We start from the raw sequence: 23,181 nt of genomic DNA, 5'->3' as shown, positions 1-23,181 counted from the left end.
TCTCAGCGGACCAGGTCGCCGTCGTCGCGGCGGCCGTCCCTTACGCGGCGGCACACCTCCACGAAAGCCGCCGCGTTGGGCACCCGCGCGGCCAGGGCGGTCATCTCGACCAGGCCGTCGGCGTCGCGCGCGTACACCATGCCGTTGTCGATGCCGGCCTCGGCGACCGACGACCAGGGCAGCCGGTCGCCGTCCTTGTCGATGCCGTGCGGGCCGAGGGTGAACGGCCCGAGCCGGACGCGTTCGCGCGCCTCGATCGCGGCCATGATCCGGGGCACGGCGCGCGTGGTCACCTCGGCGGAGACGATCTCGCCGAGCACCCCCGCGTCCGGTGTGCCGTCGCCGAGCGCGATCTCGCGGCCGTCGGCCGCCGTGACCGTCACCCGCCACCGGGTGGGCGCCCCCTCGGCCGCCTGGACCCCCGACACGGTGACGGCGGTCAGCTCGTCCCAGTGGTGGGTGGCCAGGCGCCTCCCGTCGTCCACCACGAGCCCGTGGACGAACAGATAGAGGACGCGGGGGGTTCCGGAGCGGAGCAGGTTCCCGGCGGCTCTGCGGAAGGTCCAGACGGCGGCGTACAGGCAGACGACGGCTGACAGGGCGGCGGGCACGCCTGCTAACAGCCGGTCACTGCCGAAGGCCGCCGCGGCCGGCGCGGCGAATGCGGCGGCCGCCGCCGTCAGGAGGACCGGGCGGGCCAGTGCGCGGCGGCGGGCGCCGCGGGCGTCGAAGGCGCGGATCGGCTCGCCGAGCTCCCTGCGAGCCGCCTGATCCAGCACGGACGAGGGGAAGGGCACAAATAACCGCCTACCCCATCGAGAGCGGAGGAAATCACCGCCCCGGTCAGGGCGGTCCCCGCGTGTGACGCACCCGGTCCGCGCCGATGGTCGCGAAGATAGGAGGAGCCGCCCGGCCCCCGCCGGGCCGGTCCGTCCACCGACCCCGGTCCACGCCCCGAGACGAGCCCACATGTCCACTGATCGCTCCGGCCAGCCGGACGCTCCCCGCGGCACGGTCCTGCGGCGCCTGCTCACCGCAGCCGCCGGCCTGGCCGTCACCGCGCTCGCCGCCTGCGCCTTCGTCCTGACCTACGACGTGCTGTGCGATGCCGCACTTGCCGGGCGCGTGCCGCGCCGCTGGGCCTGGGCCTATCCGGTGATGACCGATGTGCTGGTCGCGGTGGTCATCCTGTCGCTGGTGGTCGCCCGGCATGCGCGCTGGTGGTCGCGGTTCGTCCGCTGGACGCTGCTGGCCGCGCTGCTGGCGGGCATGGCCGCGCTCGGCGTGCAGCACGCCGTCTGGGGTCTGGCGTCCCTTCCGGACGACCAGTTGCGCGCGGGCGTCGCGATCGCGCCCGAGGCCGTGCTCATCATCGGCGTCTGGCTGTGGCTGACCATGCTGCGCCAGGCCCGCGCCGGGGGCCGCCGCCCCGCGCCCGCCGAGGCCGCGAAGCCCGCCGCGCCCGCGCCCGCGCAGCCGCCTCCCATTCCATGGGACGAGCCCGCGCCTCAGTCCTTCACGCCTCCCGCCGCCGTCGCCGCGTCCGAGCAACTGGACCCGCACCCCCGGGACGAGCCCGCCCCGAAGCTCACGGTGCCCATGCCCGCCGCCGCCCGCCCCGCCCTCGAACCGGAACCAGAGCACGGACCCGAGCCCGAACTGGAGCCAGAGCCTGAGCCGGAGGCCGGAGCCGAGGCGAAAACGGTGGAGATCCCCGCCCCGGACGAGGACGCCGACCTGACACTCGTCGACCGCGCCGAAGACCCCGACGCCGGCGACGACACGCCCACCACCACACGCACATTCACCCCCGGCGAGGACGCCGAGCCCAACGGGGACGCGGGCCGCACCGACGGCCTCGCCGTCTGGGACTGGGACCCGCCGTCGGGCTCACTCCGCAGCTCCCCCACCCCGCCCGGCGACACCGAGCGCGCCCCCTGACCCACGCCCGCAAGGCGCCCCACCGCGACCGAATCATGGTTCGCGGCCGGCACCGGCGGCGCTTGCAGCGCGCACAACCCGTCTCGCCCGGCGCGCGAGCTGCCCGCGTCGGCGCAGCCATCGGCACACGCGTGCTGGTCGGGCTTGCGGGTGCGGGTCTGGTTGACGGCCGCCGCCGGTTCACCTTCGGCCCGTTCAACGCCTGCATGGCGGTCGGCTGGGCCGCCCGGCAGGCCGAATGGGGCGCGGCCGATCGGCGAGGCGTACCAGGAGCGCGCCCGGCTGGAGGGCGGTGGCACGGTCGCCATCCGGGCCGCCGCCCCGGGCGTGGCGCTGGGTTCCAGCGCGGTGGCGGCCGCGGTGCCCTGGATCGTTCGGCTCGGGGCGGGGTCAGGTTCGGGGGAAGACCAGGGCGGTGGCGATGGCGGCCAGGCCTTCGCCTCGGCCGGTCAGGCCCAGGCCGTCGGTGGTGGTGGCCGAGAGGCTGACGGGGGCGCCGCCCAGCGCCTCGGCGAGGGTCTTCTCGGCCTCGCTGCGGCGGCGGCCCACCTTGGGCCGGTTGCCGATGATCTGGACGGCCACGTTGCCGATCGTGTAGCCGGCCTCGTCGACGCGGCGCGCCACCTCCTGCAGCAGATCGACGCCGGAGGCGCCGGACCAGCGCGGGTCGTCGGTGCCGAACACGGCGCCGAGGTCGCCCAGGCCGCATGCCGACAGCAGGGCGTCGCAGGCGGCGTGCGCGGCGACGTCGCCGTCGGAGTGCCCGGCCAGGCCGGGGCCCTCACCGGGCCAGTCGAGCCCGGCGAGCCGCATCGGCCGGTCCGTGGAAGCGAACGGGTGGACGTCGGTTCCGACGCCCACCCGTGGGGACTTGGCGGTCACCTCAGCTGGCCAGCACCTCGTCCAGCAGGGCCTCGGCCTTGTCCTCGTTGGTCTTCTCGGCCAGCGCGAGCTCGCTGACCAGGATCTGCCTGGCCTTGGCGAGCATCCGCTTCTCACCGGCCGACAGTCCGCGCTCCTTGTCGCGGCGCCACAGGTCGCGCACGACCTCGGCGACCTTGTTGACGTCACCGGACGCGAGCTTCTCCAGGTTCGCCTTGTAGCGCCGCGACCAGTTGGTCGGCTCTTCGGTGTAGGGTGCGCGCAGCACCTCGAACACCTTCTCCAGACCTTCTTGGCCCACGACATCGCGAACGCCGACCTCTTCGACGTTCTCCACTGGAACCTGCACTGTCAGGTCGCCCTTGTCGACCTTCAAGACCAGATAGGTCTTTTCCTCACCCTTGATGGTGCGAGTCTCGATGGCCTCGATCCGAGCAGCCCCATGGTGGGGGTAGACGACGGTGTCGCCGACCTGGAAAGTCATGTGACAAGTACCCCTTCCGCTAGAGCAAGGGTAGCACGGACCCGTCGGTGGCCGCACCGACCTTAAGGACAAATGCGCAGGTCAACCCCTTAATTGGGGCCTTGACAAAGGCCGTGAAAGATGCATGACCGGCCATACCGGCAGGGAAAGCCGGGCCGGATCCGCGGGCTCGCACCTCGGCGCATCGGTCCGGACGGTGCACGGCAACCCTCTGTCGTCCCGGCCCGGGCGGCTCATACTGGGAGGTGATGAGGTGAACATGCCGGGCCGTGCGGGTACGAAGCGCCCGACACGGAAGAAAAGGGGCACGAGGGGCGAGCGCTCTCGGGCGAGCGTCCCGGTACACGGCGACCGAGGATGTGAGGTGCGGCGTGAGGCCAGACGGCGACCCCGAGCCCGACGACTACGGGCTGCCCCCTGTCGACGTCGTGGTGCCCGACGACGCCCGCGAGCTCGATCGCGACGTCATCGCCTACCACCGCGAGGAGCGCCAGCGGCGGCGGCGCGAGCGGATCCGGCGGCTGACCCGGCCGTTCACCCGGTACGGCCTGGTGGTCCCGATCATCGCGGGCGCGCTGCTGGTCGCGCTGGCCAGCGGGGTGCTGATGACGGTGTTCGGGCCGCGTCCGGCGCCGCGTCCCAGCACGCCCATGCTGGCCCCGCATCCCACCGCCGCAGTCGGCCGGATCGGCGGCTACCTGCCGGACGCCAAGGTCGCGCTGATCGGCCGCGAGCGCGTCCAGATCCCGCTGCGCGACCTGCGCCCCGGGGTGATCCTCATCGCGCCGCCGGAGTGCCGCTGCGAGGCGCTGGTGGCCGAACTGGCGGCCCGCACCCAGGAGTTCGAGCTGCGGTTCTGGCTCACCGTCGACCGCCGCGCCGACAAGAGCAGGCCGGAGGAGGCCGTGCGGCGCCTGCGCCAGCTGGCGGGGGCCGCCCACCACGGCACGGCGGTGCTCCTGGAGGACACCGGCAACGTCCTGGCCGGCACCTACGCCCCGCCCGTCGCGTCCGCGAGCCCGACGGCGACCGCGTCCGGTGCCGCACCGGCGTCCGCGGCACCGTCCGCCGTGCCGACCGCCGTCTTCGTCGCGCCGGACGGCGTCGTCTCCGCAGTGCTGTACTCGCCGCAGCCGGGCGCGGACCTGACCGAAAAGATCAAGGCGCTGGCGTAGCCGGGGCGCGCCCCGGGCGTGTCGGGGCGTGTCGCGGGCGCGCGCCACCGGCGGCCGACGTGGCGTTCCACGCTGAAGGGCCCCCCAGAACGCAGTCACCTGCGAGACCTCGCTACGCTTCCCCTGGCGCGGTTACGCCGTCCGTACCCCGGAGCGCGGGGGTCGTGCCCCCCTGCACACCGCCGCCACGCCTTCCAAACGCCCTTTCGCGAGGAGTTAACGACGCCGTGATCCGAGACAGCCGTCGAGTGGTCGCACTCGCCATCGCGGGTGCCGTCGCCATCGCGCCGGTGATTTCCGGCTGCGGCGCCGGCAGCGAACCCCAGACCGCCGCGCCCACCCAGCTGACCGAGGGCGTCAACGCCTCGGTGCCGAAGGGCGCGAAGATCTCGCAGGTCGACGTCCGCAACATGTTCCTGCTGGGCCCCAAGCCCGGCATGCAGTTCGGCCCGAACAGCTCGCTGCCGCTGTACGCGACGATCATCAACCAGGTCAGGGGCCGGCAGGACCGCCTGGTGAGCGTCTCCTCGCCCACGTTCGCGCAGGCCCGTATCGCGGGCGGCGCGGTGGTGCTGCCCGCCGCGCAGGAGAACGGCGTGGCCACCGCTGTGACGCTGAGCGGCGCCGCGGCCGAGCCCGGCGCCACCGCGAGCCCGAGCGCCTCCCCCAAGGCGACCGGCTCGCCCGAGGCCGGCGACGAGTCGCCCAGTCCGGAGGCCGGCCCGACCGGCACGGAGGAGGGCGGCGCCACGGCCACGCCCCGCGCCACCGCCACCGCCACCGCCACCGCCACCGCCACCGCCACCGCGAACGAGGAGAGCACGTCCTCGCCGTCGCCGACCGCCGGTCAGCGGACCGGGGCGCCGCAGACCGGCGCGCCCGCGCCCGAGCCCACCCAGGCCGGAAAAGGCGGCCCCATCGTGGTACTGACGGGCCCGAACGACGAGCTGCTCGGCGGCGAGGTCGTGCGGGTGACGCTGCGGTTCGAGCACGCGGGCAGCATCGAGGTGAACGTCCCCGTGATCCCGCAGCAGGGCGAGTTCGCCACCTACGCCCCGGTGTCCGACGGAACGCCCGCCGCGGGCGCCACCGCCACGCCGTCCGCCCCGGCGAGCCCCACCGCAGGCGGCCACGAGGGCGCGCACCGGCCGACCGGCTCCGCCTCGCCCGCCGGCGAGGAGGCCGGGCAGGAGTCCCCGGCGGCCGAGACGTCGCAGAGCCCGGCCGCGGACGACTCTGCGGACGACCACTGACGACACGCCGCGAGCGGCTCTGAGCGCATCTCAGGGCCGTGCGGAACGCACGAAACGGCCCGTACGGCTGACGCCGTACGGGCCGCCGCCGTTCGGGGCCGCGGAGCGGATCAGGGCTCGAACTTGTAGCCGAGGCCGCGCACGGTGACGATGTAGCGCGGCTGGGACGGCGTCTCCTCGATCTTGGCGCGCAGCCGCTTGATGTGGACGTCCAGGGTCTTGGTGTCGCCCACGTAGTCGGCGCCCCACACCCGGTCGATGAGCTGCATGCGGGTCAGCACCCGGCCCGCGTTGCGCAGCAGCACCTCCAGCAGCTCGAACTCCTTGAGCGGAAGCTGGATCGGGGACCCGTTGACGCTGACGACGTGGCGTTCCACGTCCATGCGCACCGGCCCGGCCTCCAGCACCGCCGGGGCCAGCTCCTCCACCTCGCCCTGGCGGCGCAGCACCGCGCGCATGCGGGCGATCAGCTCCCGGGTGGAGAACGGCTTGGTGACGTAGTCGTCGGCGCCCAGCTCCAGGCCCACGACCTTGTCGACCTCGCTGTCCTTGGCGGTCAGCATGATCACCGGCACGTTGGACCTGGCGCGCAGCTCCCGGCACACCTCGGTGCCGGGCAGTCCGGGCAGCATCAGGTCGAGCAGCACGAGGTCGGCACCGTTGCGCTCGAAGATGTCCAGCGCGTCGGGGCCGGTGGCCGCCACGGCGACCTCGAAGCCCTCCTTGCGCAGGTTGTAGGAAAGTGCGTCGCTGAACGACTCCTCGTCTTCCACGACGAGCACGCGGGTCACGGTGTTGCCTCCCGGGCGTATGACTTGGCGGGTCCCTGGACGGGCGGGGCGGCCCCCGCCGGCAGGGCAGGCGGTGCGGTGGTCACGACATCCACGCCGGGCCCTCCGAGGTCGGCGGGGTCGGGTACACGATGGAGCCGTCGTCGGCGGGCATCGGCGGGCGGCGGTCGCCCATCCGGGCGCGCTCGCCGGACGGCGGCCCGCCGTGCAGGCCGCCCGCCCCGGTCTCCGACCGGGCGGCGTGCGCCCCGCCGAGCAGCGGCAGCCGGATGGTGAACGTGGACCCGGAGCCCTCCTTGCTCCAGACGGTCACCTCGCCGCCGTGCTTGGTGGTGACGTGCTTGACGATGGCCAGGCCGAGGCCGGTGCCGCCGGTCTGGCGGGAGCGGGCCGGATCGACCCGGTAGAAGCGTTCGAAGATCCGTTCCAGGTCGCTTTCGGGGATGCCGATGCCCTGGTCGGTCACATTGATCTCGACGTGCCGCTGGTCGTCGCAGCGCCGGGTGGCGACCACCACGCGGGTGTTCTCGGGGCTGTAGGCGACGGCGTTGTCGATCAGGTTGCGCAGCGCGGTGACCAGCAGCTCCTCGTCGCCGCGCACCTCCAGGCCGCGCTGCCCGCCGCTGGTCAGCCGGATGTTCTTGGCACCGGCCTTGATCTGGCTGCGGTCCATCGCCTCGGCGATCACCCCGTCCAGCGGGACGGGCCGCAGCTCGGGCAGCGGCTCGTCGCCCTGGATGCGCGACAGCGTCATCAGGTCCTGGACCAGGTTGGTCAGCCGGACCGACTCCTGCTGCATGCGCCCGGCGAAGCGGCGCACCGCCTCGGGGTCGTCGGCGGCGCTCTCGACCGTCTCGGCCAGCAGCGACAGGGCGCCGACGGGCGTTTTGAGCTCGTGGCTGACGTTGGCGACGAAGTCGCGGCGGATCGCCTCGACGCGGCGCATCTCGGTCAGGTCCTCGGCCAGCACCAGCACCAGGCCCTGGGAGCCGAGCGGGGCGACCCGCACGGCGAACCAGCGCCCTTCGGCGCGGCCGCGGGCGCGGGACGGGCCGACCTGGATCTCGGTCTCCCGGATCTCGCCGTCGCGGCGCACCAGGCGGGCCATCGCCAGCACCTCGTCGACCATGAGGCGGTCGCCGCTGACCAGGCCGAACGCCCGGGCTGCGGAGCTGGCCCGCACGACCCGGTCCTCGGCGTCCACGACAACGCCGGACGAGCGCAGCACGCTGAGCACCGAGGCCACCCCGGGGGGCAGCACACTCTGCTGGGTCGTCGGCGGGACTGCGCGCTGGGCCCTTTCGCTCACTCGCACCGCCAATCCCGTCGCGAGCCCGATCGCGAGACCCGCAACCGCGGCCAGACCAGCGACAATCTCCACCTCCACATATGGGATCGTAAGTGTTATTGACGCCTGTCAGACACCGCAGGGGTACCGGACGCGGCGGCGTTCCTCCAATGTTCACCCGGCCATTCGGCATCGTTCATGCCCATCGGGCAGGCTGTGGCGTGGGCGAGTCCGCCCGGTGGCCCGTTCCCCCGGCCCGTGCCCCGACCACTCCCTTTCCCCAGTCCTTTCCCCCGTCCCGGAACACGCGAGGATTCACAAGTGCGCGACCTCTACCACGAGGAACTCGACGGCCTTTCGGACAAGCTGGTGGAGATGACCCGGCTGGTCCGATCCGCGATGGCCCGCGCGGTGACCGCCCTGCTCGACGCCGACCTGCGGCTGTCGGAGGAGGTCATCAGCGCCGATGAGCACGTCAACAAGATCGACGCGGAGATCGAGGAGACGGTGTTCGACCTGATGGCGCGGCAGCAGCCGGTCGCCGGGGACCTGCGCACCCTGATCACCGCGCTGCGGATGAGCGGGGACCTGGAGCGGATGGGCGACCTGGCGGTGCACATCGCCAAGACCGCCCGGCGCCGCCACCCCGACTCGGCGGTCCCGCCGGAGCTGCAGGCCGTCGTGCTGGAGATGGGGCAGATCGCCGAGCGCATGATCGCCAAGACCGGCAGCGTGATCGCGGCGCGGGACGTGGAGATGGGCCTGGAGCTCGACGAGGACGACAACGCCATGGACCGGCTGCACCGCAAGCTGTTCGACATCCTGCTGTCGCCCAAGTGGAAGCACGGCGTCGAGCCCGCCGTCGACATCACCCTGGCGGGCCGCTACTTCGAGCGGTTCGCCGACCACGCCGTGCACGTGGCCGAGAACGTCGTCTACATGGTGACCGGCCAGCGCCCCGCCGAGATCGTCGACCCCTGACCCACAACCCCGAACCCGCGAAAGGCCCCGTCCCCGCGTCACGCGGGGACGGGGCCTTCACGTTCGCCGTTCTTTGAAGGGTTGCCCGGCATGCCCCACATCACCGGGCGGCCGCATGCGATGCCGTGACGGGCCGGCTGCCGGGCGGTGCGGCGGGTGGGTTACTTCTTGCCCTGGTTCGCAACGGCTTCGATGGCGGCCTTGGCGGCGGCCGGGTCGAGGTATTCGCCGCCGCGCTTGAGGGGGGCGAAGTCGTCGTCGAGTTCGTACACCAGCGGGATGCCGGTGGGGATGTTGAGGTGGACGATGTCCTCGTCGGAGATGTCGTCCAGGTGCTTGACCAGAGCGCGCAGCGAGTTGCCGTGCGCGGCGACCAGGACGGTGCGGCCCGCGGCCAGATCGGGGACGATCGCGTCGTACCAGTACGGCAGCAGCCGGTCGACCACGTCGGCCAGGCACTCGGTGCGCGGGATCAGCTCGGACGGAAGGCCGGCGTAGCGCAGGTCGTTGACCTGGGACAGCGGGTCGTCGTCCTTGATCGGCGGCGGCGGGGTGTCGTAGGAGCGGCGCCAGATCATGAACTGCTTCTCGCCGAACTCCTCGCGGGTCTGCGCCTTGTTCTTGCCCTGCAGCGCGCCGTAGTGCCGCTCGTTGAGCCGCCAGGACCGGCGCACCGGGATCCACAGCAGGTCGGCCACATCCAGCGCGATGTTGGCGGTGCGGATCGCCCGCTTGAGCAGCGAGGTGTGCACCACGTCGGGGGTGATGTCGGCGTCGAGCAGCAGGTCGCCGCCCTTGGTGGCCTCGCTCTCGCCCTTGGCGGACAGGTCGACGTCCACCCACCCGGTGAACAGCCCCTCCGCGTTCCAGACGCTTTCGCCATGCCGCAGCAGTACCAGGGTCGCCATGGCAAGGAAGCTTATCCGTCCGGCGTGAACCGGGGGTCAGCGCGGGTCGCGGTTGGCGGGGTCGGCGAAGGAGGCGAAGGCCCGCAGGTTGGCCAGGCTCTCGCCGCGTTTGACGCGCCAGTCCCACTCGCGCTGGATGGAGGTCTTGAAGCCGAGTTCCAGCGCCTTGTTGAAGTTGTCGTCGGAGTAGGTCAGCACGCAGCCGAGCAGCCGGTCGATCTCGTCGGGGGTGATGGCGGCCAGCGGCAGGCGGCCGACGAGGTGGACGTCGCCGACCTCGTCCAGGGCGAAGCTCACCCCGTACATGCGGCCGTTGCGCTCCAGCAGGAAGCGGTAGAACTCGGCGTGGTTCTCGTCGGGGCGGCGGCAGAAGAACGCCTCGACGTGCAGGCTGTGGTCGCCGACGATCAGCCACGTCATGGTGGCGAGCTTGCGCTGTCCGGGCAGCTTCACCAGGAACGCCCCGTCGCGCGGCGTCTGGTACTCCAGTTCCGCCTCGCGCAGCGTCTTCTCGATCACCGAGACCGGATCGGAGGAACCTGCGGCACTCACACTGTCACCTCGGCGAGGATGCGGGACGTCGCGAACGTGGACAGTGCACCGGTATACACCTCCAGGAGGCGGTCCACGGTGGCGTCCCACCCGAAACGCTCGGCGTGTCGCACGGCGCCGCGCGCGAGGCGGGCGTGCAGCCCGGGTTCGGCGTGCAGGCGGCGCAGAACGGCGGCGTAGTCGGCGGGGTCGTGGCCCGCGATCAGCACACCGGACTCGCCGTCGCGCACGGCGGTGCGCAGCCCGTCCACGGCGGACGCGACGACGGGCGTGCCGCACGCCTGGGACTCCACCGCAACCAGGCCGAACGACTCGCTGTGCGACGGGACGACGGTGACGTCGGCGGCGCGGTACCAGTCGGCCAGCTCAGGTTGGGGGCAGGGCGGTTCGAAGCGCACCACGTCCGCCAGGCCGAGTTCGGCGGCCAGGGAGCGCAGGCCCTCGGGGCGGCAGCGGGCGCTGCCGCTGGGGCCGCCGACGACCGCGACGACCAGCCGTCCGCGCAGGCGCGGCTCGTCGGCGAGCATCCGCGCGGCGGCGCGCAGCAGCACGTCGGGGGCCTTGAGCGGCTGGATGCGGCCGACGAACAGCAGGACGTAGGCGTCGCGCGGCAGGCCGAGGCGGCGGCGGGCGGGTCCGGTGCGGTGCGGCAGCAGCCCGCGGGCGAGCGCGGTGCCGGGCCGGAAGACCGACAGGTCCACGCCGGGGGCGACGACCTCGACCTGGGACGGCCGCGCCCCGTACAGCCGGGTGAGCTGGCCGGCCTCCTCGGCGGTGTTGGCGACGAGCCGGTCGGCGGTCCGGACGATCCGTTCCTCGCCCTCGACGCGGTCCTGCGGCTCGGGCGTGTCGCCGTCGGCGAGCGCGGTGTTCTTGACCTTGGCCATGGTGTGCATCGAGTGCACCAGCGGCACGCCCCACCGGCGTTTGGCGGTCCATCCGGGCTGCCCGGACAGCCAGTAGTGGGTGTGCAGGAGGTCGTAGTGGCCGGGGTCGTGGTCGGCTTCGGCGCGCAGCACCTCGGTGGTGAAGCCGCACAGGTGGCGGGGCAGTTCGGTCTTGTCCAGCTCCTCGAACGGCCCCGCGACGACGTTGCGGACGACGACGCCGGGGGCCAGTTCGACGACGGGCGGGAGCGCGCGCGAGGTGGCGCGGGTGAAGATGTCCACCTCGACGCCGCGTGCCGCGAGCCGTTTGGCCACCTCGACGACGTACACGTTCATGCCGCCCGCGTCTCCGGTACCGGGCTGGTCGAGAGGGGACGTGTGAACGCTGATCGTCGCAACATGGTTGATTCGACGCGGCACCGGACACCACCTCCGCTACTGCAACCTATCCCCCCGCATCGGTGTTCCCGGGCGATGGTCGCCAACCGGGTGCGCCTTGGCCGTGATCGATGTCACGGCGCGGCCGAGCCCCGGTCCCGGCTGTGCGCGCACCGGTCGTGTCCTGCAAAGCTGGGGGGCATGCGTAAGACGGCGGTAGTGACCGGAGCAAGCAGCGGTATCGGGGCGGCTACGGCCAGACGGCTGGCCGCCGAGGGGTTCAACGTGGTGCTGGCGGCGCGGCGGCGCGACCGGCTGGACGCCCTGGCCAAGGAGATCGCCGAGAACGTGCCGGGCGCGGGCAAGGCGGTCGCGGTGACGCTGGACGTGACCTCGCAGGAGTCGGTGGACGCCCTGGCCGCGGCGGTCGACACGTGCCACGTGCTGGTCAACAACGCCGGCGGCGCGCTCGGGCTGGAGCCTGTGGCCGAGGCGAACCCCGCCGACTGGGCCCGCATGTACGACATCAACGTGCTGGGGCTGCTGCGGGTCACCAAGGCGCTGCTGCCCAAGCTGATCGCCAGTGGCGACGGGCACGTGGTCAATATCACGTCCCTGGCCGCGCACCAGCCGTACGAGGGCGGCGCGGGCTACAACGCGGCCAAGTTCGGCGCGTACGCGGTGAACGAGGTCATGCGTCTGGAGCTGGTGGCCGAGCCGGTGCGGATCACCGAGATCGCGCCGGGCATGGTGAAGACCGAGGAGTTCTCCCTGGTGCGGTTCCGCGGCGACGCGGAAAAGGCCGAGCAGACCTACGCGGGCGTCCCGGAGCCCCTGGTAGCCGAGGACGTGGCCGACTGCGTGGCGTGGGTGGTGACGCGGCCGTCGCACGTCAACATCGACCGCATCGACGTGCAGCCCCGCGTCCAGGCGGCCGCGCACAAGGTCCACCGGGTCTGAGCGCGCGACGCGTCACGGGCCGGGCGCCACGGCCGACCAGGGGAGGGTGACTTCGCCCAGCCGCCAGCGCGCCCGGCCCCCGAGGGGCGGGCGGGTGTGCACCGGGTGGGTGCGGGCGAGCAGGGCGACCGCCTCGATCCACCGGGCGCGGGGGCCGAACGCCGAGTGGGGTGCGGCCATCGCCCAGCAGCGGTCGAAGGCGCTCAGCAGCGCGTGCACCCGCTCCCCGGGCACGTTGCGGTGGATCAGCGTCTTGGGGAGGCGTTCGGCCAGGTCGGAGGGGTGTTCCAGGGACGCCACGTGGGTGGCGAAGGTGATGGTCTGCGGTCGGCCGCCGCGCAGCGTCACCCAGACGGCGCGGCGGCCGATCTCGTCGCAGGTGCCCTCGACCAGGACGCCGCCGGGCGCCAGCCGCGCGGACAGCTCGTCCCACGCCTGCCAGGCCGCGGCCTCCGGGTACTGCCGCAGCACGTTGAAGGCGCGGACGAGGACGGGCGGCCGTTCGACGGGCAGTTCGAAGCCGCCGCGCAGGAACGACAGCCCCTGGTAGCGGCCGGGTGCCTTGTCCAGGAAGGCCAGGCCGGCGGCGACGCGCGCGGGTTCGATCTCGATGCCGACGACCTCCGCGCGCGGGGACACGCGCCGCAGCCGCGTGTACAGCTCGACGGTGGTGACGGGTGACGCGCCGTAGCCGAGGTCGACGACGAGGGGGCGCGGGCCGGTGCGCAGGGGGCCGGTCTGGGTGGCGGTGATCCAGCGGTCGACGCGGCGCAGCCGGTTGGGGGCGGTGGTGCCCCGGGTGACCTCTCCCCGGGGCCTGGTCGTGCGGGGGGTCACGCAGTGATTGTGCCGTGTGTCCTGTTGTGCACAGGTCGTTGCCGCTTCCGGCCAGGTCGTCCGGCGAACCGGCGGTGCACGACCATGTGGTCATGGCCGTCGCCCCCGGCGGTGGGCAGGGCGAACACGGACACGCCGGGCGTTTTTCGCCACAACTGAATGAGATTCGGTAAGTATTTGGTTACGGTGATTTCCTGGAGCGTGTGCGAAGGGAGTGCCGATGCCGCAGCCGAAGGCGCAACTCGACCTGGCGACCCTGCACGAGGCGATCGCCGCCGCGGTGCCCGACCGCGAGTGCGTGGTGTGGCGCGACGGCAGGCGCACCTGGGCCGAGGTGGCCGAGCGGACGCGGCGGCTGGCGCACGTCCTGCACGCCCACGGCCTCGGCGTACGGGGCGAGGCCGCTCACCCGTGGGAGTCGCCGCACGACCACCTGGCGCTCTACCTGCACAACGGGCCCGAGTACCTGGAGGGGCTGCTGGGCGCGCACAAGGCCCGCGTCGCGCCGTTCAACGTCAACTACCGGTACGTCGACGACGAGCTGGCGCAGCTGTTCGGCGACGCCCGCCCGGCCGCCATCCTCTACCACGCCTGCTTCGCCCCCGTGATCGAGCGCGTGGCCAAGCGGCTCGACCGGGCCCCGCTGCTGATCCAGGTGCCCGACGACTCCGGCACGCCCCTCGCGCCCGGCGCGCTGGACTACGAGACCGCGCTGGCCGAGGCCCCCGCGACCCCGCTCGACGGCGTCCGGCCCGACCCCGGCGACCTGCACATCCTCTACACGGGCGGGACGACCGGGCTGCCCAAGGGCGTGCTGTGGCGGATCGGCGACCTGATGATCGGCCCGCTCGGCCTGGCCCGCCGCGATGGGACGCCCATCACCGACCTGGACGAGGCCGTCGAACGCGCCAAGCGCTCCCGGCACCGGGTGCTGGTCGGCCCGCCGCTGATGCACGGCGGCGGCACGTGGTCGGCGCTGGGCGGCTGGTGCGGCGGCGCCTGCGTGGTGTTCCCCGGCCGGACCGACGGGCTGGACGCCGCCGACCTGGTGGCCACGGCCGCGCGCGAGCGCGTCACCCGGATCCCGGTGGTCGGCGACGCGTTCGCCCGGCCCATTCTGGCGGAGCTGGAGCGCGGCGAGGTCGAGCTGCCCGAGCTGCGCACGCTGCTGAACTCGGCCGCCGCGATCAGCCCGGACGTCAAGCGGCGGCTGCAGGAGCGGCTGCCGCACGTGCGGATCGTGGACGTGCTGGGCTCCTCGGAGTCGGGCTTCCAGGTGACCCGGCGCGGCGCCGCCGACGGCCCGTTCGTCCCGACGCCCGAGGCGCGGGTGGTGAGCGCCGACCGCACCCGCCGCCTGTCCCCCGGCGAGGACGAGCTGGGCTGGCTGGCCAAGGCCGGTACGATCCCGCTCGGCTACCTGGGCGACCCCGAGCGCACCGCCGCCACCTTCCGCACCGTGGACGGCGAACGCGTCGTCATCGCCGGCGACCGGGCCCGGCTGCTGGCCGACGGGACGGTCGAGGTGCACGGCCGCGAGGCCACCACGATCAACACCGGCGGGGAGAAGGTGTTCGCCGAAGAGGTGGAGGGCGTGCTGCGCGACCTGCCGGGCGTGCTGGACGCCCTGGTCGTGGGGCGACCGAGCGAGCGGTGGGGCACCGAGATCGTCGCCGTGCTGCGGGTGGCCGGCGACGGAGACGACGACGGCCCGAGTGATGCGCAGCTGCGCGACGGATGCGCCCGCCACCTGGCCCGATACAAGATCCCCAAGGCGTTCGCGCGGACGCGGCGCAGCCTGCGCCTGCCCAACGGCAAGGCCGACTACGCCGCCGCCCGCGCCCTGGCCGCCGATGCCTGACGCCCCGCGCCCCGGGCCCGCATGCCCACGGGCCCGGGGTGCTCAGCCGTCGCCGACGGCCTTGGCGAACGCCTCGTAGGCGTCCGGCGTGAACAGCACGAACCGCACGTCCTGCACGGTGGTGGCCGTGCCGCGCACGGTCCGCACCGCGATGCGCGCCGCGTCGTCCATGGGCCAGCCGTAGATACCGGCCGACACCGCGGGGAACGCGACCGACCGCGCGCCCAGATCGTCGGCCACGCGCAGCGACTCGCGGTAGCAGGACGCCAGCAGCTCCGACCGGTCCTCGGAGGCCGAGTAGACCGGCCCCACCGTGTGGATCACCCAGCGGGCGGGCAACCGTCCGGCGGTGGTGGCCACGGCCTGGCCCGTCGGCAGGCCCCCGGCGTACTGGGCGGCGCGCAGCCTGCGGCACTCCTCCAGGATCTGCGGGCCGCCCCTGCGGTGGATGGCGCCGTCCACTCCGCCTCCGCCGAGCAGGGACGAGTTGGCCGCGTTCACCACCGCGTCCACCTGCTGCTCGGTGATGTCCCCCTGAACCAGCGTGATCTGCATCGGCCGTCACCTCCCCGCGTACGATCTCATTCCCGCGGCGCGGTGTCGCCCTCTGCCGGACGTTCCTCAGCCGTCGTCATCGGAGTCGTCATCGGAGTCGTCGGCGACGACCTTGCCGGTGGCGGCGTCCACGTGCAGTTCGCGCTCGCGGCCGTCCGCCGCCGCTCCCCGACGGCGAACGCGGCGGCCGGCCCGCCAGTCCGGCGACCGGCAGACCGCGCCCCGTCAGCACTTCTTCGACCGAACCCGTGGTTCCTCCCGTCGTCCGCGGCGGCCCCGGTGGCCGCCTGCGACGGGTAGTAGTTTTATGAGCTGATTTATGGCGCAGCCCGAACAGACCCGATAGAGACGGCTCTGGCGGCCCGAAAGGCATGCGCCTGCACATCGTGTCGCCGGTGAGGCTCCGGCGGCGGGCGCGTCGTTCGAAATTCAACTACCGGAAACGCGAGATACCTGAAAAGCTGGAGTCGATCCGCGTGCCGCACGCGGTCTGGGCGACACTTGCCGCATCATCGACATGGGACAGCGACCGAACCGATGGTGGACACGGGCCACAAGCCACCGGTCCGTCAGGCGGAGGCGAAACGGTGTGCGATGCCGCATTATCCTGCCGTGGTGACGACCACAACGGCATGAATGTCGTGGAGGTACCCCCCTTGAAGATCTTTGTCGCCGGCGCCACCGGGGTGATCGGGCGCCGGCTGGTCCCGATGCTCGTGCAGGCGGGCCACCAGGTCACCGGGACGACCCGGCGGCCGGAACGCGCCAAGTCCATCGCCGACCAGCATGCGACGCCCGCCGTCGTGGACGTCTACGACGCCGACGGGCTGCGCGAGGCCGTCCTGGCCGCGCGGCCCGACGTGATCATCCACCAGCTCACCGACCTGTCCGAGGAGGACTTCGACGCCAACTCCCGGCTGCGGGTGGAGGGCACCCGCAACCTGGTGGCGGCGGCGCGGGCCGCCGGCGTGGAGTTCATGATCGCGCAGAGCGTCGCGTGGCTGTACGCGCCGGGGACGACCCCGGCCGTGGAGACCGACCCGCTCGACCCGTCCCTGCCGCCGTACGCGGGCGTCGGCCCGCTGGAGGAGATGGTCGGCGGCATGCCGCGCGGGGTGGTGCTGCGGTACGGGGCGCTGTACGGCCCGGGCACCTGGTACGCGCCGGACGGCGCGATCGCCCAGCGGGCGAAGGCGGGCAACCTGCGGCTGAACCCCACGTGGACCTCGTTCGTGCACGTCGACGACGCAGCCTCGGCCGCGCTGGCGGCGCTGGACTGGCCGGCGGGCACGGTGAACGTCGTCGACGACGAGCCCGCCACGACCGCCGACTGGCTGCCGGTCTTCTGCGCGGCGCTGGGCGCCCCGACGCCGGGCACCGCGCGGCACGCCGCCGCCAACGGCCGTCCGATCTCCAACGCCAAGGCCAAGAAGCTGGGCTGGAAGCCGCGGCTGTCCACCTGGCGGGACGGCTTCAAGGAGATGGGCTGACCGCACGGCGCGGCGCCCCGCTCCGGGGCCGCGCGGGGGGTGCTCAGCCGAACTGGAAGGACCGCTTGGCCATCCCGAACCAGTAGCCGTCGATCACCGAGCGGCCGCGGGGGGCGTCGGCGTCGTCGGCGCCGGCGCCCAGGGCCACGAACAGCGGCGCGAAGTGCTCGGTGCGGGGGTGCGCCAGGCGGGCGGCGGGGGCCTTGGCCTCGAAGTCCAGCAGTGCGTCGACGTCTCCGGCGGCGACCGAGCGGTCGGCCCAGTCGTCGAACTCGACGGTGAACGCGGGGGGCGGGGCGTCGGAGGCGGGGGCCATCGCGCGCAGGTTGTGCGTGGTGAAGCCGCTGCCGACGATCAGCACGCCCTGGTCGCGCAGCGGGGCCAGCCGCCGGCCGAGCTCGAACAGCCGCTCGGGGTCGAGGGTGGGCATGGACATCTGCAGCACCGGCACGTCGGCGTCCGGATACATCTCCTTGAGCGGCACGTAGGCTCCGTGGTCGAGGCCGCGTTCGGGGTCGTGGTGGACGCCGGGCAGCATGCGGCGCACCGCGTCGGCGAGTTCGGGCGCGCCGGGGGCCTCATAGGTCACCTCGTAGTAGCGCCGGGGGAAGCCCCAGAAGTCGTACACCAGCGGCACCGTGCGGGTGGCGCCGATCGTGAGCGGTGCCTCCTCCCAGTGGGCGGACACCATGAGCACGGCGCTCGGGCGCGGCAGTCCGGCGGACCAGCGGGCGAGCTGGCCGCTCCAGACGCGGTCGTCGGCCAGGGGCGGGGCGCCGTGGCTGAGGTAGAGCACGGGCATCCGGGCGGTCATCATCGTCCCCGTTCCACTCGGTCCATGTAGTTCAAAATTGGACAAACCTGGCGGCAGCATACGCCGGGTTTGTTGAATCTTCAAGTCTTGAATCTTCAAGTAAAATCACGGGCATGGCCGAGGACGGGACGCGCTGGCTGGACGCCGAGGAGCAGCAGACCTGGCGGGCCTTCCTGTGGACGACCCGGCTGCTGAACGAGACGCTGGAACGGCAGCTCCAGCGCGACTCGGGCCTGCCGCACACCTACTACGTGATCCTGGCCATGCTGTCGGAGGCGCCGGGCCGCGCGCTGACCATGACCGAGCTGGCCGCGGTCGTGCGCTCCTCGCCGAGCCGCCTGTCGCACGCGGTGAACCGGCTGGAGCAGGCGGGCTGGGTGCGCCGCGTCAAGGACCCCGGCGACCGGCGCACCACCATCGCCGAGCTCACCGACGAGGGCTTCACCGTCCTGGAGGCGGCCGCACCCGGGCACGTGGAAACGGTGCGGCGCCACCTGTTCGACCCGCTCAGCCGCGAGGACGTGCTGCGGCTGCGCGAGATCCTGCGCACGCTGCTGGCCAACCTGGACCCCGGCGCCGCCGGCAGCCCCGACATCTTCGGCCCCTGCGGAACCGACGCCACCGACTGCCCCGCCGGCACGCCTGCCGGCCCGTCCTAACGGGCGCGCAGCTCCTCCCAGGCGGGGGCGGGGCCGGGCAGCTCGACGTCCGCGGACAGCCGCAGCCCCGCCAGCAGGAACGTCAGGTAGCGGTGCCGCAGCCGCGCGGTGCGCTCGGCGTCGCCGACGCGCAGGGCCTGCACGTTCTCCAGGACGACGGCGACGTCACCGACCTCGATGTCGCGGCGCAGCAGCCCCGCGGCCTTGAGGCGGTCCAGCAGCCGGCGCGTGGCCGCCTGCATCCGCTCCTCCCGGTCGGCGATCTCCTCGGTCGCCGGCATCCCGCGCACCGGCCGCATGCCCAGCGAACCGGCGCCCAGGTCCAGGCAGCGGTGCATGAAGTCGGCGAACGCCGTCCACGGGTCGCGGTCGTCGGCGAGCGCGCGCTCCACCTCGGCCAGGTAGCGGTCCATGGCCTCGGCGGTGAGCCGCCGGAGCAGGTCCTCCTTGCTGCGGTACCGGCGGTACAGGGCGCTGATGCCGACGCCCGCGTGCCGGGCCACCGCCGCGATGGGCGCCTCGGGGTCGGCGGTGAACACCGCCCGGGCCGCCTCGCGGATCAGCCGGTCATTGCGGGCCGCCTGGGCTCCGCGCCCCGGCGGCCGCGCCCCGGCCTCGTCCGTCACCCTCCGCGTCGTCGACTCCATGCAGGTCATCGTAGGGAACCCGGGGTTCCCCGCCCGGCCGAACACGGTCATCACGGTGCGGCGAGGGCCTCGGCCGGGGCGAGCCGGGCCGCGCGGACCGCCGGATACAGCCCGGCGACCGCCCCGATCACCAGGGTGGCGGCGATGATGCCCACCGCCGCGTCCGCGGTGCCCGCCCGCGTCGCCCGGCCGCGCCTGGGCGCCGACGACTACCCGGTCAAGCCGTTCGCATTCGAGGAGCTGCCGGCGCGCCGGCCGTGGTGACCGCCGCCGCGTTCGGGCTGGGCCGACTGTTCACCGACCGCGCGGCTCGGGCCGCGGGCTGTCGATCGTGCGCGCCACGGCCACGGCCCACGGCGGGACGGTCGCCGCCGAGCCGCGGGAGGGCGGCGGGCTGGTCGTCACCGTGCGGCTGCCCGCCCGCGGGGAAAAGGGCGCCCCGCCGGACGCGGCGCGGGTTCCGGCGGGACGGGACGGGCGGCTCTAGCGGAAGTTGACGTCGCTGCAGAAGTAGTACGTCTGGTCCATGTGCGACGCCTTCCAGATGGTGTAGACGACGTGGCGGCCGCTGCGTCCGGACACGCTCACGTTGGACACCACGTAGTTGTTGGCGGGGGCGTACTTGGGCGTCTCGCGGACCAGCTCCAGGTCGCTCCAGCGCAGCGGCTGGGTGAGGGCGTCGTAGCCCTGGCGGGTGACGTAGACGCGGATGTAGTCGGCGCCGTGGCTGGCCTGGTCGTACAGGTTGATGGTGAACGTGCTGGAGATGTCGGTCATCGTCCACGGGCCGACGGCGTCCAGGGAGCGGTAGCGGCCGCCCTGGGTCAGGCCGGCGCTGCACAGCTGCCCGTCGGGTATCGCGGCCTGGTGGTCGCCGCCCACGTTGTCGCGGTACAGGCCGTTCCAGTTCCACATGGCGTTGGGGTTGTCCTGCCACGCCTGCCAGCACATGGGGTCCTGCTCCGCCATGATGGGGTTCTGGAAGTCGCTGCCCCAGCGCAGCCAGCAGCCGTAGTTGCGGGACGCCGGGTCGATGACGGATCCGTGCGCCGCCGCGGTGTCGACCCAGACGAGCGGCAGGAGCGCCGCCGCGGAGAGCATTGTCACGGCACGGCGGAGCATTCGGTTGAGGCGCATCGCGCATTCTCCGTTCCGGTGGCGGGGTTGCCGGATTGGGAGCGCTCCCAGGCCGGATGCTAACCCGGTGCCGCAAAGACGTCATCCAAGCCGTGAAAGCTTTCACGGCCGGAAACGCTAATCGACGGTGGTGCGTCCCCGAACGGTGGAAATGAGGGCGTCACCGCAGTTGGGATCTCCGGCCAGCGCGGCGGCGCGGCGGATCTGCTCGTCGGTCATGCCGCCGGCCAGCTTGATCGCCTCGTGCACGCCGTCCCCGCAGCCCGCGCCGAGCATCGCCAGGAACCACCGCACGGCCTGCACCGAATCGGGTTCGGTGCCGTAGCCGTCCCGGTACCAGCACCCCGCCACGTACATCGCCTCCGGGTACCCGGCGTGCGCGGCGCGCAGATACCACTGCAACGCCTCCTCGTCCCGGTCCTCCTTGGCCAGCAGATTCCCCAGCTCCGCGGCGGCCTCCGCCAACCCCCGGTCGGCGGCCCCCTCCAGCAGGGACACCAATTCATCCCGGCTCATGCACCCGGCGAGCCGTTCCTCCCGCAGATGCAGCAGCGCCAGGTTGTACATGGCGAAATGGTCGCCGGCGAGCGCCGCGGGACGGAACAACTCCGCCGCTTTCTCCACGTCCCGTTCCACGCCTTTGCCCGACGCGTACAAATGCCCCAGCCCCCGCTGCGCCGCCGGATGCCGCCGCTGCGCCGCGAGCGTCCAGTACCGCAGCGCGGTCTCCGCGTCGCCGTCGTGCTCCAGCGCGATACCGCCCAGCGCGTTCTGCGCCTCCACGTCGCCCTCGTCGGCAAGCGCGACGAGCGGCCCCCGCAGTTCCTCCAGCCGCGCCCGCGCCTCCCGGCTCCCGCGCTGCGCCGCCCGGAACGCCTCCACCGCTGCTTCAACAACCGACCCCATGCACATCGCCTCCAATGACTTGGGACGCCGGAAATACCCCCCGGGATCGCGCTGGCAACACGTCCCTTTCCGGCCCGTATGCCCGACCGCCGCCAGGACGACCGGACACAGCGGCCACGAGCGCCGAGTCTCGACGAGCAACGCCCACCAGGGCCGCAGGGTGAAGCGCTCACCCGCCACGAGCACCCCGACGCATTGACCGCGCGGACGGCACCGGCCCTGGCCGCCACTGGGGCGGCCAGGGCGCAGCGGCTACGAGCGGCGGGTCTCGGCGAAGGTGAGCGCCATGACGGCAGCCAGCAGCAACAAGGAACCGACCAGTGCGGCGGGCGTGAGGTGCTCACCCAGCACGGCCACGGCGAGGACGGCCGCGCTGACCGGTTCCAGCAGCATGACGACCGACGCGGTGGCGGCGCGGACGGCCCCGGCGCCCGCGAAGTACAGCGGATACGCCAGGGCGGTCGGGATCACCGCCACGTAGGCCAGCAGGCCGAGGACCCGCACCGGGTCGGCGGTGTGCGGCAGCAGCCCCTCCGCCGCCGCCAAGGGCAGGAGCACCACGGCGCCTATGCCGAAGGCCCACAGGGTTGTGGTGAACGAGTCCTGGTCCGGGCCCGCCCAGCGGGTGAGCAACGTGGCCACGGCGTATCCGGCGGCCGACAGCAGAGCGAGCACCACGCCTAGCGGATGCACCGTCCCCGCGTCGTCCCCCAGGACGAGCACCGAGAGCCCGGTAAGAGCCGCTGCCAGAGACACGACGCCGCCCCCGCCGAGACGCTCGCCCAACCCGAGACGGGCGCCCACGGCGATGAGCACCGGCCCGGCCCCCAGCGTGACGATGGTGGCCACCGCCACGCCCGTGGCCTGGACGGAGCCGAAGTAGGCGGTCTGGAAGACGGCGAGCCCCAGCCCCGTCACCAGGCGGTGGGACAGGCGTGGCTGTGTCCCGGACGGACGTAGGGCGGGCCGTACGAGGAGCAGCAGGGCCAGGCCGCTGACGTACCGCCAGAAGGAGACGGCCATCGGCCCCAGGTCGCTCGACCGGTAGGCCAGGTCCACGGCCGCGCCCGTGGTGCCCCAGGTCGTTCCGGCGATGGCCAGATACAGAAGTCCGCGTGCCGCAGGCACGCGGACGACGGTGTTCGACACGTGTTCGTTCTCCGCGTGAGGAAGTGGTCGTGTACTTCCGTCTGCGGGCACACCGCACCGGCGCGCGGAGGAACCTCATCCCGCGCGCTCGTCAACCCTGGTGGCCCGCCCTACGCGGCGGGAGGGGAGAGCACGGCCGAACTCATGAGCGCCACCCTAACCCGGGCCGGCGTCCACTCGAACGCCCTCGACCAGCCGCCACACGCCTCCCCGGCGCGACCGCCCTGCCGGTAGGCGGCGGCTTGTACTTCGCACAGCTCGACGTACTACTGAGAGGTGGGGTCTATCGGTATCGCGGCATGTCCCCCGACGCCCGGCCCGAAGATTCCGAGGAGCCCGTCCCACCGTTGCCCCGGCCGCAGTCAGCCGAGGTGCGGCGGATGCGCGCGGCCGAACCCGCAACTGACGCAAAGCTCAGTAGCATCGTGGCGCTATGAGATGCTGCGTGGGACCGCGTAGGCGCCGCGCTGACCTGCGCAGTTGCACAACCGCCGGATCGCTGCAAAATCAGCAGAGAGACCGGTTGCGTCCACGGAGGTGGTGTACGAGTTTCCGCAGGTGAAGAGCGTGGCGTCGTGACGTGAGACGGCCACCGCGTAGATCCTTCGAGATGGATGATCAAGAAGAAGGAGACAACGCGATGGCC

23 protein-coding genes and 1 pseudogene are annotated in these 23,181 nt (G+C 73.0%); 9 read left to right on the top strand and 15 right to left on the bottom strand.

What is annotated here, in order from left to right:
* Positions 1 to 2: 2 nt before the first annotated feature.
* Positions 3 to 779: a DUF6585 family protein gene (locus QSK22_RS31130; protein WP_285498047.1), complete on the bottom strand. Its 777-nt coding sequence runs from the start codon at positions 777 to 779 to the stop codon at positions 3 to 5.
* A gap of 190 nt (positions 780 to 969) precedes the next feature.
* Here QSK22_RS31130 and QSK22_RS31125 point away from each other — a divergent pair, with 190 nt between their 5' ends.
* Positions 970 to 1,941: a hypothetical protein gene (locus tag QSK22_RS31125; protein ID WP_285498046.1), complete on the top strand. Its 972-nt coding sequence runs from the start codon at positions 970 to 972 to the stop codon at positions 1,939 to 1,941.
* Between the two features lie 390 nt (positions 1,942 to 2,331).
* Here QSK22_RS31125 and ispF read toward each other — a convergent pair whose 3' ends face one another.
* Entirely contained in the window at positions 2,332 to 2,802 is a 471-nt protein-coding gene (ispF, locus tag QSK22_RS31120) for a 2-C-methyl-D-erythritol 2,4-cyclodiphosphate synthase (protein WP_285498064.1), read from the bottom strand.
* 22 nt (positions 2,803 to 2,824) lie between these two features.
* Positions 2,825 to 3,307, bottom strand: a complete 483-nt coding sequence (locus QSK22_RS31115) for a CarD family transcriptional regulator (protein WP_067910339.1) — start codon at positions 3,305 to 3,307, stop codon at positions 2,825 to 2,827.
* A 371-nt stretch (positions 3,308 to 3,678) separates the two neighbouring features.
* Here QSK22_RS31115 and QSK22_RS31110 point away from each other — a divergent pair, with 371 nt between their 5' ends.
* On the top strand, positions 3,679 to 4,482 hold the full coding sequence (locus tag QSK22_RS31110) for a hypothetical protein (protein WP_285498044.1): 804 nt from the start codon (positions 3,679 to 3,681) through the stop codon (positions 4,480 to 4,482).
* A 227-nt stretch (positions 4,483 to 4,709) separates the two neighbouring features.
* Positions 4,710 to 5,735 (top strand): copper chaperone PCu(A)C domain-containing protein, encoded by a 1,026-nt coding sequence (locus tag QSK22_RS31105; RefSeq protein ID WP_285498043.1) that lies wholly within the window; start codon positions 4,710 to 4,712, stop codon positions 5,733 to 5,735.
* Between the two features lie 110 nt (positions 5,736 to 5,845).
* On the opposite strand, the gene QSK22_RS31100 is transcribed toward QSK22_RS31105, so the two are convergent.
* Entirely contained in the window at positions 5,846 to 6,517 is a 672-nt protein-coding gene (locus QSK22_RS31100; RefSeq protein ID WP_502872392.1) for a winged helix-turn-helix domain-containing protein, read from the bottom strand.
* 91 nt (positions 6,518 to 6,608) lie between these two features.
* Positions 6,609 to 7,913 carry a sensor histidine kinase gene (locus QSK22_RS31095; RefSeq protein ID WP_285498041.1) on the bottom strand — a complete coding sequence of 435 codons (1,305 nt, stop codon included), beginning with the start codon at positions 7,911 to 7,913 and terminating at the stop codon, positions 6,609 to 6,611.
* Positions 7,914 to 8,135: 222 nt separating this feature from the next.
* Here QSK22_RS31095 and phoU point away from each other — a divergent pair, with 222 nt between their 5' ends.
* On the top strand, positions 8,136 to 8,795 hold the full coding sequence (gene phoU / locus QSK22_RS31090; RefSeq protein WP_285498040.1) for a phosphate signaling complex protein PhoU: 660 nt from the start codon (positions 8,136 to 8,138) through the stop codon (positions 8,793 to 8,795).
* 161 nt (positions 8,796 to 8,956) lie between these two features.
* Here the strand turns inward: phoU and QSK22_RS31085 are convergent, their stop codons facing one another.
* From QSK22_RS31085 to mshA, 3 genes are read right to left on the bottom strand one after another with little or no spacing between them, the layout of a single operon-like run.
* Positions 8,957 to 9,703, bottom strand: coding sequence for a phosphoglyceromutase (locus QSK22_RS31085; protein ID WP_285498039.1), 747 nt, complete (start codon positions 9,701 to 9,703; stop codon positions 8,957 to 8,959).
* Between the two features lie 36 nt (positions 9,704 to 9,739).
* The gene (locus QSK22_RS31080) at positions 9,740 to 10,255 is read right to left on the bottom strand and encodes a type III secretion system chaperone family protein (protein ID WP_285498038.1); all 516 of its coding nucleotides are present in this window, start codon (positions 10,253 to 10,255) and stop codon (positions 9,740 to 9,742) included.
* The gene (gene mshA, locus QSK22_RS31075) at positions 10,252 to 11,562 is read right to left on the bottom strand and encodes a D-inositol-3-phosphate glycosyltransferase (RefSeq protein WP_285498037.1); all 1,311 of its coding nucleotides are present in this window, start codon (positions 11,560 to 11,562) and stop codon (positions 10,252 to 10,254) included. Before mshA ends, QSK22_RS31080 begins: the two co-directional genes overlap by 4 nt.
* Before the next feature lie 159 nt (positions 11,563 to 11,721).
* Between mshA and QSK22_RS31070 the strand changes: the two genes are divergently transcribed.
* The gene (locus QSK22_RS31070; RefSeq protein WP_285498036.1) at positions 11,722 to 12,480 is read left to right on the top strand and encodes an SDR family NAD(P)-dependent oxidoreductase; all 759 of its coding nucleotides are present in this window, start codon (positions 11,722 to 11,724) and stop codon (positions 12,478 to 12,480) included.
* Positions 12,481 to 12,492: 12 nt separating this feature from the next.
* Here the strand turns inward: QSK22_RS31070 and QSK22_RS31065 are convergent, their stop codons facing one another.
* Positions 12,493 to 13,317 carry a class I SAM-dependent methyltransferase gene (locus tag QSK22_RS31065; protein WP_285498035.1) on the bottom strand — a complete coding sequence of 275 codons (825 nt, stop codon included), beginning with the start codon at positions 13,315 to 13,317 and terminating at the stop codon, positions 12,493 to 12,495.
* A gap of 220 nt (positions 13,318 to 13,537) precedes the next feature.
* Here QSK22_RS31065 and QSK22_RS31060 point away from each other — a divergent pair, with 220 nt between their 5' ends.
* Positions 13,538 to 15,178 carry an AMP-binding protein gene (locus QSK22_RS31060; RefSeq protein ID WP_285498034.1) on the top strand — a complete coding sequence of 547 codons (1,641 nt, stop codon included), beginning with the start codon at positions 13,538 to 13,540 and terminating at the stop codon, positions 15,176 to 15,178.
* Between the two features lie 42 nt (positions 15,179 to 15,220).
* Here the strand turns inward: QSK22_RS31060 and QSK22_RS31055 are convergent, their stop codons facing one another.
* Entirely contained in the window at positions 15,221 to 15,733 is a 513-nt protein-coding gene (locus QSK22_RS31055) for an O-acetyl-ADP-ribose deacetylase (RefSeq protein ID WP_285498033.1), read from the bottom strand.
* A 656-nt stretch (positions 15,734 to 16,389) separates the two neighbouring features.
* Between QSK22_RS31055 and QSK22_RS31050 the strand changes: the two genes are divergently transcribed.
* A complete protein-coding gene (locus QSK22_RS31050) occupies positions 16,390 to 17,223 on the top strand; it encodes an NAD-dependent epimerase/dehydratase family protein (RefSeq protein WP_285498032.1) in 834 nt (277 codons plus the stop codon).
* Positions 17,224 to 17,266: 43 nt separating this feature from the next.
* On the opposite strand, the gene QSK22_RS31045 is transcribed toward QSK22_RS31050, so the two are convergent.
* A complete protein-coding gene (locus QSK22_RS31045) occupies positions 17,267 to 18,025 on the bottom strand; it encodes a dioxygenase family protein (protein WP_285498030.1) in 759 nt (252 codons plus the stop codon).
* Between the two features lie 125 nt (positions 18,026 to 18,150).
* Here QSK22_RS31045 and QSK22_RS31040 point away from each other — a divergent pair, with 125 nt between their 5' ends.
* Positions 18,151 to 18,696 (top strand): MarR family winged helix-turn-helix transcriptional regulator, encoded by a 546-nt coding sequence (locus QSK22_RS31040; protein WP_285498029.1) that lies wholly within the window; start codon positions 18,151 to 18,153, stop codon positions 18,694 to 18,696.
* On the opposite strand, the gene QSK22_RS31035 is transcribed toward QSK22_RS31040, so the two are convergent.
* Positions 18,693 to 19,343: a TetR/AcrR family transcriptional regulator gene (locus tag QSK22_RS31035; protein ID WP_285498028.1), complete on the bottom strand. Its 651-nt coding sequence runs from the start codon at positions 19,341 to 19,343 to the stop codon at positions 18,693 to 18,695. The genes QSK22_RS31040 and QSK22_RS31035 overlap by 4 nt on opposite strands.
* Positions 19,344 to 19,641: 298 nt before the next feature.
* Here QSK22_RS31035 and QSK22_RS31030 point away from each other — a divergent pair.
* Positions 19,642 to 19,830, top strand: a pseudogene (locus QSK22_RS31030) (ATP-binding protein); the annotation flags it as partial.
* On the opposite strand, the gene QSK22_RS31025 reads toward QSK22_RS31030, so the two are convergent.
* The 3 genes from QSK22_RS31025 to QSK22_RS31015 form a co-directional block, all read right to left on the bottom strand.
* A complete protein-coding gene (locus QSK22_RS31025; protein WP_285498063.1) occupies positions 19,827 to 20,444 on the bottom strand; it encodes a lytic polysaccharide monooxygenase auxiliary activity family 9 protein in 618 nt (205 codons plus the stop codon). The pseudogene QSK22_RS31030 and the gene QSK22_RS31025 sit on opposite strands and share 4 nt — an antisense overlap.
* Before the next feature lie 153 nt (positions 20,445 to 20,597).
* Complete coding sequence (locus QSK22_RS31020) at positions 20,598 to 21,386, bottom strand: tetratricopeptide repeat protein (RefSeq protein ID WP_285498026.1); 789 nt, start codon at positions 21,384 to 21,386, stop codon at positions 20,598 to 20,600.
* 252 nt (positions 21,387 to 21,638) lie between these two features.
* Complete coding sequence (locus QSK22_RS31015; protein WP_285498025.1) at positions 21,639 to 22,514, bottom strand: DMT family transporter; 876 nt, start codon at positions 22,512 to 22,514, stop codon at positions 21,639 to 21,641.
* Positions 22,515 to 23,181 lie beyond the last annotated feature (667 nt).

Source organism: Actinomadura sp. NBRC 104425, from assembly GCF_030269545.1.
GTDB classification, from domain to species: domain Bacteria; phylum Actinomycetota; class Actinomycetes; order Streptosporangiales; family Streptosporangiaceae; genus Spirillospora; species Spirillospora keratinilytica.
Note: the sequence above shows the minus strand (reverse complement) of the source record. Positions and strands in the feature narration are given on the sequence as shown.